This window comes from Pseudomonas sp. R1-43-08 (assembly GCF_003852255.1).
Lineage (GTDB): Bacteria > Pseudomonadota > Gammaproteobacteria > Pseudomonadales > Pseudomonadaceae > Aquipseudomonas.
Map to the genome: position 1 here is coordinate 2,141,045 of NZ_CP027734.1, position 18,327 is coordinate 2,159,371.

The 18,327-nt window shown below is 63.2% G+C and carries 15 protein-coding genes; 8 read left to right on the top strand and 7 right to left on the bottom strand.

What is annotated here, in order from left to right; translation table 11 throughout:
- Positions 1–107: 107 nt before the first annotated feature.
- The 4 genes from C4J87_RS09920 to C4J87_RS09935 all read right to left on the bottom strand — a co-directional run bounded on the left by C4J87_RS09920 (position 108) and on the right by C4J87_RS09935 (position 5,243).
- A complete protein-coding gene (locus C4J87_RS09920) occupies positions 108–1,454 on the bottom strand; it encodes a cytochrome c (RefSeq protein WP_124366616.1) in 1,347 nt (448 codons plus the stop codon).
- Between the two features lie 16 nt (positions 1,455–1,470).
- Positions 1,471–3,708: a molybdopterin cofactor-binding domain-containing protein gene (locus C4J87_RS09925; RefSeq protein WP_124366617.1), complete on the bottom strand. Its 2,238-nt coding sequence runs from the start codon at positions 3,706–3,708 to the stop codon at positions 1,471–1,473.
- Positions 3,708–4,166 carry a (2Fe-2S)-binding protein gene (locus C4J87_RS09930; protein ID WP_124366618.1) on the bottom strand — a complete coding sequence of 153 codons (459 nt, stop codon included), beginning with the start codon at positions 4,164–4,166 and terminating at the stop codon, positions 3,708–3,710. The genes C4J87_RS09925 and C4J87_RS09930 overlap by 1 nt, the downstream gene beginning before the upstream one ends.
- Positions 4,167–4,334: 168 nt before the next feature.
- Positions 4,335–5,243 (bottom strand): LysR family transcriptional regulator, encoded by a 909-nt coding sequence (locus C4J87_RS09935; RefSeq protein ID WP_124366619.1) that lies wholly within the window; start codon positions 5,241–5,243, stop codon positions 4,335–4,337.
- Between the two features lie 121 nt (positions 5,244–5,364).
- Between C4J87_RS09935 and C4J87_RS09940 the strand changes: the two genes are divergently transcribed.
- Together C4J87_RS09940 and C4J87_RS09945 are read left to right on the top strand one after the other, a co-directional pair.
- Positions 5,365–6,726 (top strand): MFS transporter, encoded by a 1,362-nt coding sequence (locus tag C4J87_RS09940; protein ID WP_124362366.1) that lies wholly within the window; start codon positions 5,365–5,367, stop codon positions 6,724–6,726.
- A complete protein-coding gene (locus C4J87_RS09945; protein ID WP_124366620.1) occupies positions 6,723–7,997 on the top strand; it encodes a glucarate dehydratase family protein in 1,275 nt (424 codons plus the stop codon). The genes C4J87_RS09940 and C4J87_RS09945 overlap by 4 nt, the downstream gene beginning before the upstream one ends.
- Before the next feature lie 68 nt (positions 7,998–8,065).
- On the opposite strand, the gene C4J87_RS09950 is transcribed toward C4J87_RS09945, so the two are convergent.
- On the bottom strand, positions 8,066–9,004 hold the full coding sequence (locus C4J87_RS09950) for a LysR family transcriptional regulator (RefSeq protein ID WP_124366621.1): 939 nt from the start codon (positions 9,002–9,004) through the stop codon (positions 8,066–8,068).
- Between the two features lie 107 nt (positions 9,005–9,111).
- On the opposite strand from C4J87_RS09950, the gene C4J87_RS09955 reads away from it, so the two are divergent.
- Entirely contained in the window at positions 9,112–10,611 is a 1,500-nt protein-coding gene (locus C4J87_RS09955) for a CoA-acylating methylmalonate-semialdehyde dehydrogenase (protein ID WP_124366622.1), read from the top strand.
- 343 nt (positions 10,612–10,954) lie between these two features.
- Here C4J87_RS09955 and C4J87_RS09965 read toward each other — a convergent pair whose 3' ends face one another.
- The gene (locus C4J87_RS09965) at positions 10,955–12,199 is read right to left on the bottom strand and encodes a saccharopine dehydrogenase family protein (protein WP_124366624.1); all 1,245 of its coding nucleotides are present in this window, start codon (positions 12,197–12,199) and stop codon (positions 10,955–10,957) included.
- Positions 12,200–12,227: 28 nt separating this feature from the next.
- Positions 12,228–13,325 (bottom strand): carboxynorspermidine decarboxylase, encoded by a 1,098-nt coding sequence (locus C4J87_RS09970; RefSeq protein WP_124366625.1) that lies wholly within the window; start codon positions 13,323–13,325, stop codon positions 12,228–12,230.
- Positions 13,326–13,677: 352 nt separating this feature from the next.
- Between C4J87_RS09970 and C4J87_RS09975 the strand changes: the two genes are divergently transcribed.
- Genes C4J87_RS09975 through C4J87_RS09995 form a run of 5 tightly spaced genes read left to right on the top strand, consistent with a single transcriptional unit; the run spans position 13,678 to position 18,323 of the window.
- Complete coding sequence (locus C4J87_RS09975) at positions 13,678–14,697, top strand: LacI family DNA-binding transcriptional regulator (protein ID WP_124366626.1); 1,020 nt, start codon at positions 13,678–13,680, stop codon at positions 14,695–14,697.
- Positions 14,681–15,685, top strand: coding sequence for an ABC transporter substrate-binding protein (locus tag C4J87_RS09980; RefSeq protein WP_124366627.1), 1,005 nt, complete (start codon positions 14,681–14,683; stop codon positions 15,683–15,685). Before C4J87_RS09975 ends, C4J87_RS09980 begins: the two co-directional genes overlap by 17 nt.
- Positions 15,686–16,504: an iron ABC transporter permease gene (locus tag C4J87_RS09985; RefSeq protein WP_124366628.1), complete on the top strand. Its 819-nt coding sequence runs from the start codon at positions 15,686–15,688 to the stop codon at positions 16,502–16,504.
- The gene (locus tag C4J87_RS09990; protein WP_124366629.1) at positions 16,501–17,295 is read left to right on the top strand and encodes an ABC transporter permease; all 795 of its coding nucleotides are present in this window, start codon (positions 16,501–16,503) and stop codon (positions 17,293–17,295) included. Before C4J87_RS09985 ends, C4J87_RS09990 begins: the two co-directional genes overlap by 4 nt.
- Positions 17,292–18,323 (top strand): ABC transporter ATP-binding protein, encoded by a 1,032-nt coding sequence (locus C4J87_RS09995; RefSeq protein ID WP_124366630.1) that lies wholly within the window; start codon positions 17,292–17,294, stop codon positions 18,321–18,323. The genes C4J87_RS09990 and C4J87_RS09995 overlap by 4 nt, the downstream gene beginning before the upstream one ends.
- The last annotated feature ends 4 nt before the right edge of the window (positions 18,324–18,327 follow it).

Here is an 18,327-nt window from a genome sequence, read left to right on the forward strand (position 1 = left end):
CCCGATGGCGGTGTGTCAGTTACACATGCATTCACTGACACACCGCTATCGGGAGCAAGCCCCCTCCCACATGTGATCACCTATACCAAAGAGACCGCGTTCCAGCCTCACCGCATATGCAAAATGATCGGGCTGCTGCTGGCCGGGTCGGTATGCCCGCGCAGTTTGCCCACCGCCTGGGCGTCCACTGCACCACCCTGGTTGCCCCAGGTACTGCGCACGTAGGTCAGCACCTGAGCGATGTCCTGATCGGACAATTGCTCACGGAACGCCGGCATACGGTAGGCATCCGGTATGCCTGCGGCCACCACCCGTTGCGAGCCGTTGAGGGTGATGTTGATCGCCGAGGCGCTTTCCTTGGCCAGTGCCGAGGTGGCGCCGGCCAGTGGCGGCATCCACTCCGGCTGGCCCTTGCCGTCCAGGCCATGGCAGGAGGCGCAGCGGGTCGCGTAGGTGTGGGCGCCGGGGGCATCCGCACGCGCGTCGGTGGCCACGGCCTGATACTGCCAAGGCGTGCCATCGCGCTGCGGGTCGCCGGGCAGGGATTTGAGGTAACGGGCGATGGCGGCCAGGTCGTCGTCAGCCATGAACTGTGTGGAGTTGTTGAACGCTTCGGTCATCGAGCCGTAGACCACCGCATGCTGGTTGCGCCCGGTCTTGAGGAACTGCACGATCTGCGCCTCGCTCCAGCGGCCCAGGCCGGTGTTGGGGTCTTGGCGCAGGCTCGGTGCGTACCAGCCGTCGAGCAGCGCACCGGCCAGGAACGGCGCGCCGGACTGGTCCAGGGCTTTCTCATTGAAGGCCAGGCCGCGTGGTGTATGGCAACTGCCGCAGTGGCCAGGGCCTTGCACGATGTAAGCGCCACGGTTCCAGAGTGCGTCCTGGCTGGGGTTGGCGGCGTAAGCGGCGGTGGGCGCAAATACACCATTCCACAGGGCGATGGGCCAGCGCAGATTCAGCGGCCAGGGAATATCGCTGGGAATGTTCGGCTGGTTGGCCGGCTGCACGCCCTTCATGAAGAACGCATACAGCGCCTTGATGTCGTCGTCGCTGAGCTTTACGTAGGACGGGTAGGGCATCGCCGGGTACAGCCGGCGCCCGCCCGGCGCGACGCCGTGACGTACGGCGCGGTCGAAGTCGGCGAGGCTGTAGTTGCCCACGCCATGCTCGCGGTCGGGGGTGATGTTGGTGGCATGGATCGCCCCCAGCGGCGTGGCCATTTCCAGGCCACCGGCAAACGGCGCCTTGCCTGCCAGGCTGTGGCAGGCCACGCAGTCGCTCAGACGCGCGACATACTCGCCGCGACTGACCAGTGCCGGGTCGACACTGGCGGTGTTTTGTTCTGCGAACGGCGAGGCGGGCTCGCGGGTGACGTACCAGGCCAGCAGGCCTGCCACGACCAGGCAGGGCAGCGCCAGCCAGCCTGCGGTTCTTGCGAATCGGCGGTTGTTCATGGGCATTCCCTGTGGGTTAACTGAAGGTGTAGCGGCTCAACGGCAAGCTGCGGATGCGCTGGCCGGTCAACTGTGCCACCGCGTTGGCCACTGCTGGCGCCACGGCGGGCAACGGTGGTTCGCCGATACCGCCCATTTTTTCGCCGCTCTCGACGATCTTCACGTGTACCCGCGCCATCCGCGAGGGCGGCAGGATCGGGTACAAATCGTAGTTGCGCGCCCGTGGCTTACCGTCCACGTAAACCGCTTCCTCCAGCAAGGTTTGCGACAAGCCCAAGGCCACGGCGCCGTTGACCTGGGCTTCAATGATCGCCGGGTTGACGATGCTGCCTGGGTCGATGGCTTGCCAGATGTCATGCACCTTGACCTGGCCGTTGTCGATCGACACTTCGGCGATCACCGCCGCATGAGAACCAAACGGCGAGGCCATGGCCACGCCACGCGCCCGTCGGCTGCCGTCTTCGGCGGTGAACGGCCCGCGCTTCCAGCCGCCGGACAGTTCGCCCACCGCTTGCAGCAGAGTGGTCAGCCGCGCATTGTCGCGCAGCAGGTGCAGGCGCAATTCGTACGGGTCGTGGCCGCCCTTGTCGGCCAGTTCATCGAGGAACGCTTCATAGAAGAAGTCGTTCAACGAATTGCCCACCGAACGCCAGTAACCGAGCATGGCCGGGCCCTTGACGTAAATCTGGGCGATGCGCTTGTTGGGGATTGCATAACTTTTGCCGGACAGGCCTTCGAGGGCGGTGGGGTCGAGAGCATCGCCTTGCTTGCCGGCAATCGCTTCGGTGGGGCCTTCGGTGGCGCTCACCGCTTCGATGGCCACAGGCAGGCCTTTTTCATCCAGCGCGGCGCGGAACTTGACCACCGCGACCGGGCGCAGCACATCGCGCACGAACTCTTCCTCGCGGCTCCAGATCAGCTTGATCGGCCGGCCGACAGCCTTGGCCAGGGCGATGGCCTGCGGGTAGGGGTTGGCCGAGTCATACAAAAAATGCCGCCCGAAAAAGCCGCCGAGCAGCGGCGAGTGCAGGGTGATTTGCTCAACGGCCAGGCCGGTGCGCTTGGCGATGTCGGCGCGGAACATATCCGGCGCCTGGTTCGGCAGCCAGACTTCCAGCGTGCCGTCGGGGTTATAGCGCGCCAGTGCCGAGGGCGGCTCGAGCTGGGCGTGGTTGAGGTACTGGTTATGATAGGTGGCGTCGACGCGGGTCTTGGCGTTGGCCAGCGTGGCGGCCACGTCGCCCTGGTTTTCGTCGTCGCGGGCCGGGCCTTGCTGGGCGGCGAGAAAATCGCGGTATTTATCGCTGGAAAAATCCGCCGGCATCGCGCGCACGCTGGAGTCGGCGGCGGCTTCGAGCCATTCCACCTGGATCGCTTCCACGGCCCGCTTGGCGTGCCACCAGCGTTCGGCAACCACCGCCACGGCGCCCGGCAAGGTGTGCACCGAATGCACGCCCTTCATGGCCTCGACCTGGGCCTGGTTGCGCAGGCTGCCCACCGTCATGCCCAGGCGCGGCGCGTGCTGCACCGCGGCGTGGAGCATGCCGTCGACTTTGAGGTCGATGCTGTACTGCGCCTTGCCGGTGGATTTGTCATAGGCATCCAGGCGTTTGACCGGCTTGCCGATCCAGCGGAACTGGCTCGGGTCGCGCAGGGTAATGCTGGCCGGGTCGGGCACGGGCATGTCCAGGGCGCGGCCGGCCAACTCGCCATAACCCAGCGAGCGGCCCGACGCGGCATGCACCACCCGGCCCGGTTGCGTGGTCAGTTGTGCCAGCGGCACACCGAGCTGTTCGGCGCCAGCCTGCATCAACATGGCGCGAGCGAGGGCGCCGAGGCGGCGCATGGTCGGGTAGCTCATGCGCACCGACATACTGCCACCGGTGATGCGCAGGCCATTTTCCATCACCACGTAGGCTTCACCGGGCGGTGCGGCTTCGACCACGAAGGTGGCAGGGTCGGCATCCAGCTCCTCGCCGATGATCTGCGCCATGGCGGTGTGCGTGCCCTGGCCGCCTTCCATGAAGGGGCTGAGCAGGCGCACGCTGCCGTCCGGGCGAATCTCGAGGAACGCCGGCACCTGGGTGCCGCGTTCAGCGGCGGCGCCCGTGGCAGCCTGCACCCTGGAAGCGCCGAGGGGCAGGCCGAAGCCGATGACCAATGCACCGACGGCGGTGCTCGCCAGAAAGCGTCGACGCGACAGGTTGATCGGTGCGTCCAGGGTCACACCGGGTAGAATCTCGGACGTCTTCATCAAACGCTCTCCTTGCCGGCGGCCAAGTCATCCATGGCGGCGTAGATGGCATTGTAGGTGCCGCAGCGGCACAGGTTGATCATGGCCGCGTTGATCTGCTCTTTCGACGGTGCAGGGGTGTGCTTGAGGAGCGCCGTGGCCGCCATCACCTGCCCGGACTGGCAGTAACCGCATTGCGCCACCTGGCGCTCGACCCAGGCCGCGACCACGCGCTTGCCCACGTCATCGGCTTCAATCGCCTCGATGGTGGTGATCTCGCGGCCGACCAGCGCCGCCACCGGCGTGACGCACGAGCGCACCACGTTGCCGTCCACCAGCACCGAACACGCGCCGCACTGGGCCAGGCCGCAGCCGTACTTGGTGCCGGTCAGGCCCAGGTCGTCGCGGATCACCCACAGCAACGGCGTGTCGGCGTCGGCATCGACCTGATAGGCCTGTTGGTTAATACGTAATTCCATGGCGGCTCACCTGCTGATCATCGGTTGGTGGTGCTGAGTTCTTAGAGTTCTTATAGGAGAGGTGCGACCGCAGGTCGCCCATCGTCGAACTCTAGACCAGCGCGCAAGGGCCATCTATGCAATAGCCCACAAGTTCAGAGGATCAGGCAAGTATTCAACAGGATTGGGTCAATGGTGCGCCAGCAAGCGCTCGCCCGCAGCGCTGCGGATACCTTCCAGGAGCATGGTGAACGCCGGGTTGTCGTTGTGCTCGCGCCAGATCAGGTGCAGCTCGCTCTGCGCGCCTTCGCCCAGGTCGATATCGCGGAACACCACGTTCTTGAACACCACGCTGCTGGCGCAACGCGGCACCAGGGCCAGGCCCATGCCGGCGTTGACCAGGGCGAGGATAGTCAGGGACGAGCCGAGCCACTGCACATACTCCGGCGCGACACGGGCCGAGCGCAGCAGGCCGGTGAGCAGCTCGTTGAACGGCGGGTAGGCGGAATGGGCGTACATCAGGAACGGCTGCGCATCCAGGTCTTGCACGCTGACGGTCTGTGCCTGGGCCAGCCGATGACTGCTCGGCACCGCCAGCACAAACGGCTCGCGCACCAGGCATTCAGTGGCGTAGCCGGGCTCCAGCAGCGGCGCGCGGACGATGCCCAGGTCGATGCGCCGGGCGCGCAGGGCTTCGTATTGCTGGTAGGTGTTCATTTCGGACAGGTCGATCTTGACGTGGGGCTGCTTGAGGCGCGCCTCGGCAATCACTTTGGGTAAAAACTCATACACCGCGCTGCCGACGAAGCTGATATTGACCGTACCGATATCGCCCTCGGCAAAGCGTCGCGCGGTGACGGCCGCTTGCTGGGCACGCTCGAGCAGGTTCTGCGCCTCGATGAAAAAAGCCCGGCCGGCGGCGGTCAGCGCGACGCTGCGGGTGGTGCGGGTAAACAGCTCCACGCCCAGATGATGCTCGAGCAACTGGATCTGCCGGCTAAGGGGCGGCTGCGTCATGTTCAGCCGTTCAGCCGCCCGGCGGAAATTCAGTTCGGTGGCCACGGTCGTGAAGCAGCGCAGTTGGGTCAGTTCGAACATTGATCTAATTCCAGTATCAATCGAATGCCAGGTTAGATTAGACGGGAACAATCCCCGGCGTCCATCATCGACCTGTCCCTAAAAAAACGATCCCTAAAAAAACAATGACTGGGAGTTGCCCGTGGATACCCTTCACAATCCGCCAGACCCGAGCGTGCTCGCCCGCGCTGCCGCCAAGGTCAAGCGCCATGTCCTGCCGCTGTTCGTGGTGATGTTCATCGTCAACTACATCGACCGGGTCAATATCGGCTTCGTGCGCAGCCATATGGAAACCGACCTGGGCATTGGCGCGGCGGCCTACGGCTTGGGCGCCGGGCTGTTCTTCATTGGCTATGCGATTTTCGAAGTGCCATCCAATTTGCTGCTGCAACGCTACGGCGCGCGGGCCTGGCTGACGCGCATCATGTTCACCTGGGGCGCGGCCGCGATGGGCATGGCCTTTGTGCAGGGAGAAACCAGTTTCTACGTGCTGCGCTTTGTGCTCGGCGCCGCCGAAGCCGGGTTCTTTCCCGGCATCATCTACTACTTCACCCAGTGGCTGCCGGCCAGCGAGCGCGGCAAGGCCATGGCGGTTTTCCTCAGCGGTTCGGCCATTGCCTCAGTGATCTCCGGGCCGGTGTCGGGCGCGCTGCTGAATGTCAGCGGGTTCAGCCTGCATGGCTGGCAATGGATGTTCCTGATCGAAGGCTTCGCCTCCATCGTGCTCTGCGGGTTTGTGTGGTTCTGGTTGCAGTCCCATCCCCATCAGGCCAAGTGGCTCAGTGACGAAGAAAAACACGCGCTGGTCAGTGCCATTGCGCTGGAGCAGCAGGCGCGCGAGGCGAGCCAGTGCGTGCGGCCGTCGATGTTCAAGCTGTTGGCCGACAAACAGATCGCGCTGTTCTGCTTTATCTACTTTTCCATCGCCCTGACCATCTACGGCGCCACCTTCTGGCTGCCGAGCATGATCAAGAAAATGGGCAACCTGGGTGACTTCCAGGTGGGCTTGTTCAATGCCATTCCGTGGTTGATTTCCATCGTCGCCATGTACGGCTTCGCGGCGCTGGCCAGCAAGTGGAAGCACCAGCAAGCCTGGGTGTCGCTGATGCTGGTGATCGCGGCGTTCGGCATGTTCATGTCTACCCTGGGCGGGCCGGTGTTTGCGTTCGTCGCCATCTGTTTTGCCGCGATTGGCTTCAAGGCCGCGTCGGCGCTGTTCTGGCCGATTCCCCAGGGTTACCTGGATGCGCGGATCGCGGCGGCGGTGATTGCGTTGATCAATTCGGTGGGCAACCTGGGCGGGTTCGTCGCGCCTACCACCTTCGGTTTGCTGGAGCAGACCACCGGGTCCATCGAGGGCGGGCTCTACGGCCTGGCCGCCACTTCGCTGGTGGCGGCGGTGGTGGTGTTCTTTGCCCGCACCGCACCGCGTGGCGGTACACCGTCCAACCCATCCACCGCGCCTCACCCTTTGTCTTCAGATCCACAGGGAGCCGTCTCTTGAAAATTATCCGCGTCACCGTCACCCCGATTGCCTTTCGCGACCCGCCGCTGTTGAACGCCAGCGGCATCCACGAGCCTTTCGCGCTGCGCTCGATCATCGAGATTGAAAGCGACACCGGCTACATCGGCCTCGGCGAAAGCTATGGCGATGCCCCGGCGCTGGCGATCCAGCAACAGGTACAGCAACAGCTGATCGGCCTGGACCCGTTCAACCTCAATGGCCTGCGCGCTATCGTGCAGGCCACCGTGGCCGCGCATAAACCGCTGAGCGTGGCCGGTGCGGAACTGGCGCCGGGCTCCCATGCCAGCAAAGCCGTGAGCAATGCCTATTCGGCGTTCGAAGTGGCGTTTCTCGACCTGCAGGCGCATTCGCTGAATGTACCGCTGGTGGACCTGCTCGGCGGCGCGATCCGTGACCAGATCCCGTTCAGCGCCTACCTGTTTTTCAAATACGCCGAACACATTGATTCGCCCTACAAGCCCGACAGCTGGGGCGAAGCCCTGACTGAAGCGCAGATCGTCGCCCAGGCCCGGCGCATGCTCGAGACCTACGGTTTCAAAAGCATCAAGCTCAAGGCCGGCGCGCTGGAGCCAGAACATGAGGTGCGCTGCATCAAGGCGCTGAAAAAAGCCTTTCCCGACGTGCCGCTGCGCATCGACCCGAACGGAAACTGGTCCCTGGAGACCTCGATTCGCATGGCTGAATTGCTCGGCGATGACTTGCAATATTACGAAGACCCGACCCCCGGCCTGGAGGGCATGGCCGAGCTGCACAAGCGAACCGGCTTGCCCCTGGCGACCAATATGGTGGTCACCGATTTTGACGAGTTCCGCCGCAGCGTGGCGCTGAACAGCGTGCAGATCGTGCTCGCCGACCACCATTACTGGGGTGGCCTGCGCGACACCCAGGTGCTGGCGAAGATGTGCCACACCTTCGGCTTGGGCGTGTCGATGCACTCCAACTCACACCTGGGCATCAGCCTGATGGCCATGGCCCACGTCGCGGCGTCGGTGCCCAACCTCGACTATGCCTGCGATACGCATTACCCATGGCAGGAGCCAGACGAAGAGGTGATCAAGGGCGGCAAGCTGCCCATCGTCGACGGCTGCGTGAGCATCACCCGCGCGCCGGGGCTGGGCCTGGAGCTGGACCACGATCAGTTGGGCAAGCTGCATGACCAATACCTCAGTTGCGGTATCCGCCAGCGTGACGATGTGAAACAGATGCAGCGCTATCAACCGCAGTGGAAAACCGTCAAGCCACGTTTCTGAAGCCGGTCGCTTCGCTTTGCCCGGTGACGCATCCGCGTGTGTCGCCGGGCCTTTTTTTGTGTGCTGCCTCAGCCGTCGAATCGAAACCCTCCCGCCAACTGCGTCTTTAAAAAACCCACCAGCGCGCTCACTGCCTTCGGCACATGGGGCGAGTAGGGGCGGATCAGGTAGATCTCATTGGCGAATGCGCCCTTGAGCGTCCACCCCTTCAATACCTGCACCAGCTTGCCCTCGGCCAGCGCCGCATGGGCGCTGAAATCCGGCAGCAGGGCGATGCCCAGGTGATTGAGCGCCGCGTCGCGCAGGGCTTCGCTGTTGTTGGTGGCGAAGCTGCCGGCGATAGGCACGGTCAGGCGTTCGAGGTGTTTGCTGCCGCGCTCGAAGGTCCAGGCCGGCTGGTCGGCGCCACGTGGGTAAAACAGACAGTTGTGCGCCGACAGATCGCCCGGCTCGCGGGGTTCGCCATGGCGCTGCAGGTAATCGCGGGTGGCGACCAGCACCGAGGCGGTGTCGCAGAGCTTCCAGGCCACATGGGTCTCGGGTATCTGGAAACCATGGCGCACGGCCAGGTCGTAACCTTCAGCGGCGAGTGAACTCAAGGCGTCGGACACGTCCAGCTGGATGCGCACCTGCGGGTATTGGCGCAGGAATTGCGGCAGATGCGGCACCAGCTGTTGCCGGGCGAACGCCACCGGCGCGGTCAGCCGCACCAGGCCACGCACTTCGCCGGCCAGGTCACGCACCGCAGAGAAGCTGCGGGCGATGTGTTCATAGGCGCTGCGCACCTCGCGGGTCAACGACAGCCCCGCATCGGTCAGCCGTACGCTGCGCGTGGTGCGCGTCACCAGCCGGGTGCCGGTGGCTTTTTCCAGGTCGGAAATCCGCTGGCTCACCGCCGATTTGCTCACCCCAAGGCGCGCGGCAGCGGCGGTGTAGGTGCCGTGTTCTTCCAGCACTGACAGCCAATGGATGTGGGTCCACAGCCCTTCGATCTCTGCTTTTTCCATGGGGTATTGTTCGCCAGGATGCACAATAAGTTCAAGATTCTGCTCTGGTTCGGAACAAAGCGAAAGCCTAAGGTGTGTACCAACGCCAACCACCTGGATCGCCTGCCATGCCGATTACCCTTGAGCACTACATCAACGACCAGCGCGTGAGCCGCGATGATCGCTATCAGGACGTCTACAACCCGGCCACCGGCGCAGTCACCGCGCGTGTAGCCCTGGCCAGCCGCCAGACCGTGGCCGAAGCCGTCGCCGCCGCCCAGGCCGCTTTTGCCGGCTGGGCCGACACCCCGCCGATCCGCCGCGCCCGTGTGCTGTTCGAATACCTGCACCTGCTGCGTGAACGCAAGGACGACCTGGCACGCATCATCGTCGCCGAACACGGCAAGGTGTTTACCGATGCCCAGGGCGAAGTCGACCGTGGTATCGACATCCTCGAGTTCGCCTGCGGTATTCCCAACCTGCTCAAGGGCGAACATTCCGACCAGGTCTCCCGTGGCATGGACAACTGGACAATGCGCCAGCCGCTGGGCGTGGTGGCCGGCGTCACGCCGTTCAACTTCCCGGTGATGGTGCCGATGTGGATGTACCCGATCGCGATTGCGGCGGGTAATACCTTCATTCTCAAGCCAAGCCCCACCGACCCGAGCGCCTCGTTGTTCATGGCCGAGCTGCTGCGCGAAGCGGGCCTGCCCAAGGGCGTGTTCAACGTGGTGCAGGGCGACAAGGAAGCGGTGGACGCGCTGATCGAACACCCGGACGTCAAGGCCGTGAGCTTTGTCGGTTCCACGCCGATTGCCCAGTACATCTACGAAAGCGGTGCGCGTAACGGCAAACGCGTGCAAGGCCTGGGCGGCGCGAAAAACCATATGGTGGTGATGCCCGACGCGGATATCGAGCGCACCGTCGACGCCCTGATGGGCGCCGCCTACGGCAGTGCCGGCGAGCGTTGCATGGCAATCTCGGTGGCGGTGCTGGTGGGCGATGTGGGTGACAAGGTCATCGCTGCCTTGACCGAACGCGCCAGGCAACTGCGCATTACCGATGGCCGCGACCTCAAGGCCGAAATGGGCCCGATCGTGTCCCGCGCTGCCCTGGAGCGGATCAGCGGCTATATCGAGCAAGGGGTGCAGGCCGGCGCGCAATTGCTGCTTGATGGCCGCGACTACGTACCGTCCGAGCCCGGCCTGGAAAACGGTTTCTGGCTCGGCGCTACCTTGTTCGACCACGTCACCAAGGAAATGAGTATCTACCGCGAAGAAATCTTCGGCCCGGTGCTGGCCTGCGTGCGTGTGGATGATTTCGCCGCCGCAGTGAAACTGGTCAACGACCACGAGTTCGGCAACGGCGTCAGCTGCTTCACCCGCGACGGCAACATCGCCCGCGAATTTGCGCGGCGCATCGAAGTGGGCATGGTCGGCATCAACGTTCCGATCCCGGTGCCAATGGCCTGGCATGGGTTTGGTGGCTGGAAAAAAAGCCTGTTTGGCGACATGCATGCCTATGGCACCGAGGGCGTGCGTTTTTACACCAAGCAGAAATCGATCATGCAGCGTTGGTCGGAGAGCATCGAGCAGGGCGCGGAGTTTGCGATGCCGGTGTCGAAGTAAGGTTTACCCCAGCACCACAAAACCTGATGTGGAAGGGGGCTTGCCCTAATGCCAGTCAGTTAAGAAGTAGAAAGGGTAAAAAGTAACCTGTGGCGAGGGAGCTTGCTCCCGCTGGACTGCGCAGCAGTCCCATTTTTGGGGCCGCTTCGCGGCCCAGCGGGAGCAAGCTCCCTCGCCACAGGTACAGTGTTCGTCCTTAACTGACTGGCATTAGGGCTTGCCCCCGATTGCGGTGTGTCAGCCGGCTCAGTTGTAGCTGATGCATCGCCATCGGGGGCAAGCCCCCTCCCACAAAAAAATGCGCCCAATCGGGCGCATTTTTTGTTCGGTCAGCTATCGCCGGTCAGGCAATCGCATCCCAGGCGCGATCACCGTGCTCGTCTTTGATCCGAGTCGGCAAGCCCATCACGTCCAGCGCTTTGAGGAATGGCTCAGCCGGCAGTTCCTCGACGTTGGCCATGTGTTTCACATCCCACTCGCCGCGCGCCACCAGCAGCGCAGCGGCTACCGGTGGGACGCCTGCGGTGTAGGAGATGCCTTGGCTGTCGGTCTCGGCAAAGGCTTCTTCGTGATCAGCCACGTTGTAGATGAACATCTCGCGCGGCTGGCCGTTTTTGGTGCCTTTGACCAGGTCGCCAATGCAGGTTTTGCCGGTATAGCCCGGTGCGAGCGATGACGGGTCAGGCAGTACCGCCTTGACCACTTTCAACGGCACCACTTCCAGGCCTTCAGCGGTTTTGACGGGCTTCTCGGAAAGCAGGCCGAGGTTTTTCAGTACGGTGAAGACGTTGATGTAGTGTTCACCGAAGCTCATCCAGAAACGCACATTGGGCACGTCGAGGTTTTTCGACAGCGAATGCACTTCATCGTGGCCGGTGAGGTAGAGGTTCTGCGAACCGACTACCGGCAGGTCGTCGGTGCGTTTGACTTCGAACATGGTGTTGCTGGTCCACTGGCTGTTCTGCCAGCTCCACACCTGTCCGGTGAACTCGCGGAAGTTGATTTCCGGGTCGAAATTGGTGGCGAAGTATTTGCCGTGGGAGCCGGCATTGACGTCGAGAATGTCGATCGAATCAATGCGGTCGAAATGCTGTTGCTGCGCCAGCGCGGCATACGCGTTGACGACACCCGGGTCGAAGCCCACGCCAAGGATGGCAGTGATGTTCTTCTGTTTGCATTCTTCCAGGTGGTTCCATTCGTAGTTGCCGTACCACGGCGGGGTCTCGCAGACCTTGCCCGGCTCTTCGTGGATGGCGGTGTCGAGGTAAGCCACGCCCGTATCGATGCAGGCACGCAGCACCGACATGTTGAGAAACGCGGAACCCACGTTGATGACGATCTGCGAGTCGGTCTCGCGGATCAGGGCCTTGGTCGCTTCCACGTCCAGGGCGTTCAGCGCAAAGGCCTGAATGTCGGCGGGTACCTTGAGGCTACCCTTGGCCTTGACGCTGTCGATGATGGCCTGGCATTTGGAGATGTTGCGCGACGCGATAGCAATACGACCGAGTTCGTCGTTGTGCTGCGCGCACTTGTGGGCCACCACCTTGGCGACACCTCCTGCACCAATGATAAGAACGTTCTTTTTCAATTGCTTTATTTCTCCTATATCCGCCAGCTTACGAAAGGCTGGACAGGTAGTCGTCGTAACCAAATTCACGAACCACTTCGACTGTACCGTCGAGTTGTTTCACTACGATGGACGGCATTTTCAGGCCGTTGAACCAGTTTTTCTTGACCATGGTGTAGCCAGCGGTGTCGATGAACGACAGCCGATCGCCGATGGCCAGCGGACGATCAAATTGATACTCGCCGAAGATGTCGCCGGCCAGGCAGGATTTGCCGCACACCATATAGGTATGCTCACCCGCGCTCGGCGCCAGCTTGGCGTTGAGGCGGTAGATCAGCAGGTCCAGCAGGTGGGCTTCGATGGAGCTGTCGACCACGGCGAGGTTTTTACCGTTGTAGAGCGTGTCGAGCACGGTGACTTCCAGGGACGCGCTGTTGGTGATCGCCGCTTCGCCGGGCTCCAGGTACACCTGCACGCCATACTTTTCGGAGAATGCCTTCAACCGTGCGCAAAACGCATCCAACGCATAGCCTTCACCGGTGAAATGGATGCCGCCGCCGAGGCTGACCCACTGGACCTTGTGCAGCAGCGCGCCGAAGCGCTCTTCGATGGTGCCGAGCATGCTGTCGAACAGGCTGAAATCGCCGTTTTCGCAGTTGTTGTGGAACATGAAACCGGAGATTTGATCGATCACGCCGTCGATCTTCACCGGGTCCCACTCGCCCAGGCGGCTGAACGGACGCGCCGGGTCGGCCAGCAGGTAATCGGAGCTGCTCACCTGTGGGTTGACGCGCAGGCCACGGGTCTTGCCTTCGGAACGTTCGGCAAAACGCTGCAGTTGGCTGATGGAGTTGAAGATGATCTTGTCGCAGTTCTCCAGCATCTCTTCGATTTCATCGTCGGCCCAGGCCACGCTGTAGGCGTGCGCTTCACCGTCGAACTTCTGGCGGCCGAGCTTCAACTCATACAGCGACGACGAGGTGGTGCCGTCCATGTATTGCTGCATCAGGTCGAACACCGACCAGGTGGCAAAGCACTTGAGCGCCAGCAGAGCCTTGGCGCCGGACTGCTCGCGCACGTAGGCAATCTTCTGCATGTTGACCAGAAGCTTCTGTTTATCGATGAGGTAGTACGGCGTTTTGATCATTTTTGAGAGCCTGCGGCGGTGCCTGCCAAAAAAGGACACGCATTGTGCCCGCACTTGGATCAGATCGAAAGGTTAGTGGGCGGAATTTGCTGCGCCGGTTTTACGATCTTAACCACTGAGTATGACTACTGATCGTTCCCACGCTCTGCGTGGGAATGCATCCCATGACGCTCCGCGTCACCTGACAAGCGGGACGCAGAGCGTCCAGGCGGCGTTCCCACGCAGAGCGTGGGAACGATCAACGCTGTGTAGCCAGGCTTCACTGACATCAAACCGTCATCTCCCCACCACTTTCCTGCCACATTCCCCCGTTACTGTCCTCGCCAATGAGATCGATCTCAAGCGAGTGACGATGACTGACCTGAAAGACGTTGCGCAGCTGGCTGGCGTATCCCGCGCCACTGCCGCCCGCACATTTGCCTCCCCCGACCAGGTGCGCCCGGCCACTCGCGAGCAGGTGTTTGCCGCTGCCCGTGAGTTGGGCTTTCGGCCCAACTTGCTCGGTCGCCAACTGCGCCTGCAAACCACCCGGTTGATTGGCGTGGTGGTGCCCAACTTGCTCAATCCGGTGTTCGCCGAACAGTTCCAGGCCATGGAACGTGCCGCGCGGTTGCGCGGCTACAGCCTGGTGCTGGCGACTACCGACTACAGCACTGAACGCGAAAGCATGGTGGTGGAAGAACTGCTGCGCCAACGTGTTGACGGCCTGGTACTGACGGTCACCGATGCCGAGAGCAACAGCGTGCTCAACAGCCTCGCCAGCGAACAGACCCCATTCGTGCTGGCCTACCACCAACCGAGCAACCCCAGCTACAGCGCCGTGTCGGTCGACAACCGCGCCGGCATGGCCATGGCCACCCGGTATCTGCTGGAGGCAGGGCACCGGCGCATCAGCATGGTCGCGGGCCCCGCGTTGCAGTCCGACCGTGCGCGCCTGCGTTACGCCGGTTACTGCGACGCGATGGAGGCCTACGGTCTCAAGAGCCGCCCGGTGATCGAAATGCCCGCGCACACCCAGGCTGAATTCGTCGCCATCCAGCCGTACCTTGAAGGCCCCGAGGCGCCCACGGCACTGGTGTGTTCCAACGACTTCCTCGCCATCAGCCTGATCGCCGAACTGCGCCGCAACGCCTGGCAAGTACCCGAGCAACTCTCGGTGATGGGCTTTGACGGCATCGCCCTCGGCACCCAGATGCACCCAACCCTGTGCAGCGTGGTGCAGCCCATCGCGCTGCTCGCCAGCACAGTGATTGACCAATTGCTGGCGCAGATCGCCGGCAACGCCCCGATTTCCCATTGCCTGCCTTGCCATATCCGGCCGGGCGAAAGCACTCAACCCCATGAGGAGTTTCTTGATGCGCGCATTGCGTAAAACCCTGGCCGCCGCGCTGCTGTGTGGTATGGCCAGCCTGGCCCAGGCCGCCGACACCGCAATTTGCTACAACTGCCCGCCGGACTGGGCCGACTGGGGCACCCAGCTCAAGGCCATTGCCGCCAGCACCGGCGTGCAAGTGCCGCTGGATAACAAGAACTCCGGCCAGTCGCTGGCGCAACTGGTGGCCGAAAAGGCCGCACCCGTCGCCGACGTGGTGTACTACGGGGTGACCTTCGGCCTGCAGGCGCAAAAAGCCGGCGTGGTCGACGGCTACAAACCCAGGGGCTGGGAGCAGATCCCCGCCGGCCTGAAAGACCCGGCGGGCCAGTGGTTCGCAATTCACTCCGGCACCTTGGGCATCATGGTCAACGTCGATGCATTGGGTGGCCTGCCGGTGCCGCAAAGCTGGGCCGACCTGCTCAAGCCGCAATACAAAGGCATGGTCGGCTACCTGGACCCGTCCAGCGCCTTTGTTGGTTACGTCTCTGCCGTGGCGATCAACCGCGCGATGGGCGGCGACCTGGACAACTTCGCCCCGGCCATCGACTACTTCCAGAAACTGGCGAAAAACGCGCCCATCGTGCCCAAGCAGACCGCCTATGCGCGGGTGCTGTCCGGCGAATTGCCGATCCTGGTGGACTACGACTTCAACGCCTACCGCGCCCGCTATAAGGACAACGCCAACGTTGCCTTCGTGATCCCCAAAGAGGGCAGCATCAGTGTGCCCTACGTGATGAGCCTGGTGGCCAACGCGCCGCACCGCGCCAATGGCGAGAAGGTGCTGGACTTCGTGCTGTCGGATCAAGGCCAGGCACTCTGGGCCAGGGCTTACTTGCGTCCGGTACGCCCGGTGCAGATGCCGGCTGAGGTCGCCGCGCAGTTCCTGCCCGACAGCGACTATGCGCGCGCCGGCGTGGTGGACTACCAGAAAATGGCCGCCGTGCAGGAAGCCTTCGCGGCCCGTTATCTGAACGAGGTCAAGTAAGTGGCCACATCGGCAAAACGTGCGGCCTGGGCGCTGGCTCCGGCCTTTGCGGTGCTGTTCGCATTCTGGCTGCTGCCGCTGGCGCACTTGATCGTGCTCGGCGGCGAAAGCCGCGACAGCCACGGCAGCGGCTATTGGCAGGTGCTCAGCAGCGCGCAGTACCTGGGCAGCCTGGCGCAGACCTGTGTGCTGGCCATCATCGTGACGTTCACGGCGTTGTTGATTGGCGGCATCAGCGGCGTGTTTCTTGCGCGCCAGCGGTTTTTTGGGCGCTCGGCGTTGGTGGCCTTGCTCACGTTTCCCCTGGCGTTTCCCGGGGTGGTGGTGGGCTTCCTGGTCATCCTGTTGGCCGGGCGCCAGGGGCTGCTGGCGTCGCTCGGCCTGCAGTTGGCCGGTGAACGCTGGATCTTTGCCTATTCGCTGGCCGGGTTGTTTGTCGGCTACCTGTATTTCTCGATCCCCCGCGTAATCCTCACGGTGATGGCGGCCTGCGAAAGCCTCGACCGTAGCCTGGAGGAAGCCGCGCATTCGCTGGGCGCCGGGCATTGGCGCGTGGTCTGCGACGTGATCGTGCCGGGCCTGGCGCCGGCGCTGGCGTCGTGCGGGGCGATCTGTTTTGCCACGTCCATGGGCGCCTTCGGCACGGCCTTTACCTTGGGCACGCGGCTGAACGTCACCCCGGTGGCGATCTACAACGTGTTCACCAACTATGCCAACTTTGCCGTCGCCGCCGCGTTGTCGGTGGTGCTTGGCGCGGTGACCTGGGCGGTGTTGTTGCTCACGCGACGCCTGGTGAAAAACGCGGGGACTGTTCTGTGAAGCGCTCATCGCTGTTTGTGATTCAACTGCTGTTCACCTTGCTGGTGTGCGCGTTCATGTTGGTGCCGGTGCTGATGTCGTTGCTGGCGGGACTCACGCGCAATTTCTTCGTCGGCGTGTCCAGCGGCCTGACCTTCGACTGGCTGGTGCAGGTGTGGCAGGCCTATTCGCCGACCGTGTGGCTGTCGCTGCAACTGGCCCTGGCCTGCGCGGTGTGCGTCTGCGTGATCGGCGTGCCGGCGGCCTACGCCCTGGTGCGCATGAACAACCGCTTCAGCCGCGCCTTCGAGGAACTGATGGTGCTGCCGGTGGCGATGCCGGGCCTGGCCAGTGCGCTGGCCTTGCTGCTCACCTACGGCCAGTTCGGCACGTTTCGCAGCAGTTGGTTGTTCATCCTGGTGGGTCATGTGCTGTTCACCTTGCCGTTCCTGGTGCGCCCGGTGATGGCGGTGATGCAGCGCCAGCATCTGCCGGTGCTGGAAGAGGCGGCGGCCAGCCTTGGCGCCGGGCCCATCAAACGCTTTTTCAGTGTGGTGGTGCCTAACAGCCGGGCAGGGATTCTGGCGGGTGTGCTGATGGTGGTCACCTTGTCCCTGGGTGAGTTCAACCTGACCTGGATGCTGCACACACCGATGACCAAGACCTTGCCGGTCGGCCTGGCCGACAGCTACGCCTCGGCGCGCCTGGAAATCGCCAGCGCCTATACCCTTATCTTTTTGCTGATGATCGTGCCGCTGCTGATTGCATTGCAGGCCATCAGTGCCCGTTTATCCCGTGGAGAGCGTCGATGACCGCTATCACTATCCGCCTGCAAGGCTGTCGCAAGGCATTCGCCGACGGCACCGTGGCCGTGCATGACCTGGACCTGACCGTCGAAGGCGGCGAAACCCTGGCGATTCTTGGCCCATCGGGCTGTGGCAAAACCACCACCTTGCGCCTGATCGCCGGGCTGGAGCGCCCGGATGTGGGCCAGGTGTTTTTCGGCAACGACGACGTCACGCGCCTGCCCATCGAGCGTCGTGACGTGGGCATGGTGTTCCAGAATTACGCGCTGTTTCCCAACCTGGATGTGGCCGGCAATATCGTCTACGGCTTGAAGATTCGCGGGATGTCGGTGCTTGCGCGCAACAAGCGCTGCGACGAATTGCTGGAGCTGGTGGGCCTGCAACAGCATGGCCAGCGCAGCATCCACGAGTTGTCTGGTGGCCAGCGTCAACGCGTGGCCCTGGCCCGTGCCCTGGCGCCGCGCCCGAAGGTCCTGTTGCTGGATGAACCGCTGGCAGCCCTCGATGCGCAACTGCGTGAGCGCCTGCGCAGTGAGCTGAATGAACTGCTGCGTGGCCTAGGCATCACCTCGGTGTTCGTCACCCACGACCAGGGCGAAGCCATGGCCCTGGGTGATCGCATCCTGGTGATGGAGCACGGCCGCGTCGCGCAACTGGCCAGTCCACGGGACATTTACCAGAAGCCGGCGAATGCATTTGTCGCCGGTTTTGTCGGCAACCTGAATGCCTTTCACGTGCTGGACCAATCGGTCCATGGCTTGAAGGTAAGCGGCGGTGTACTGCCGTGGCACGCGGCCAATCAACCCACCACGGTGTACTGCCGCCCCGAACACCTGCGGGTGATGGAGAGCGAAGGGCACTTGCACGGCCATCTATTGGCGCAGTTTTTCCAGGGCGCGCAAAGCCGCCTGCTGGTGGACGTGGGCGGCCCGCAACCGCTGCTGGTGGACAGCAGCGACAACCAGCTGTACGCCGTCGGCGCGCCGATTGCCCTGGCGATTGCGCCGCACATGTTATTCACCCTGAATGCGTGAGAGT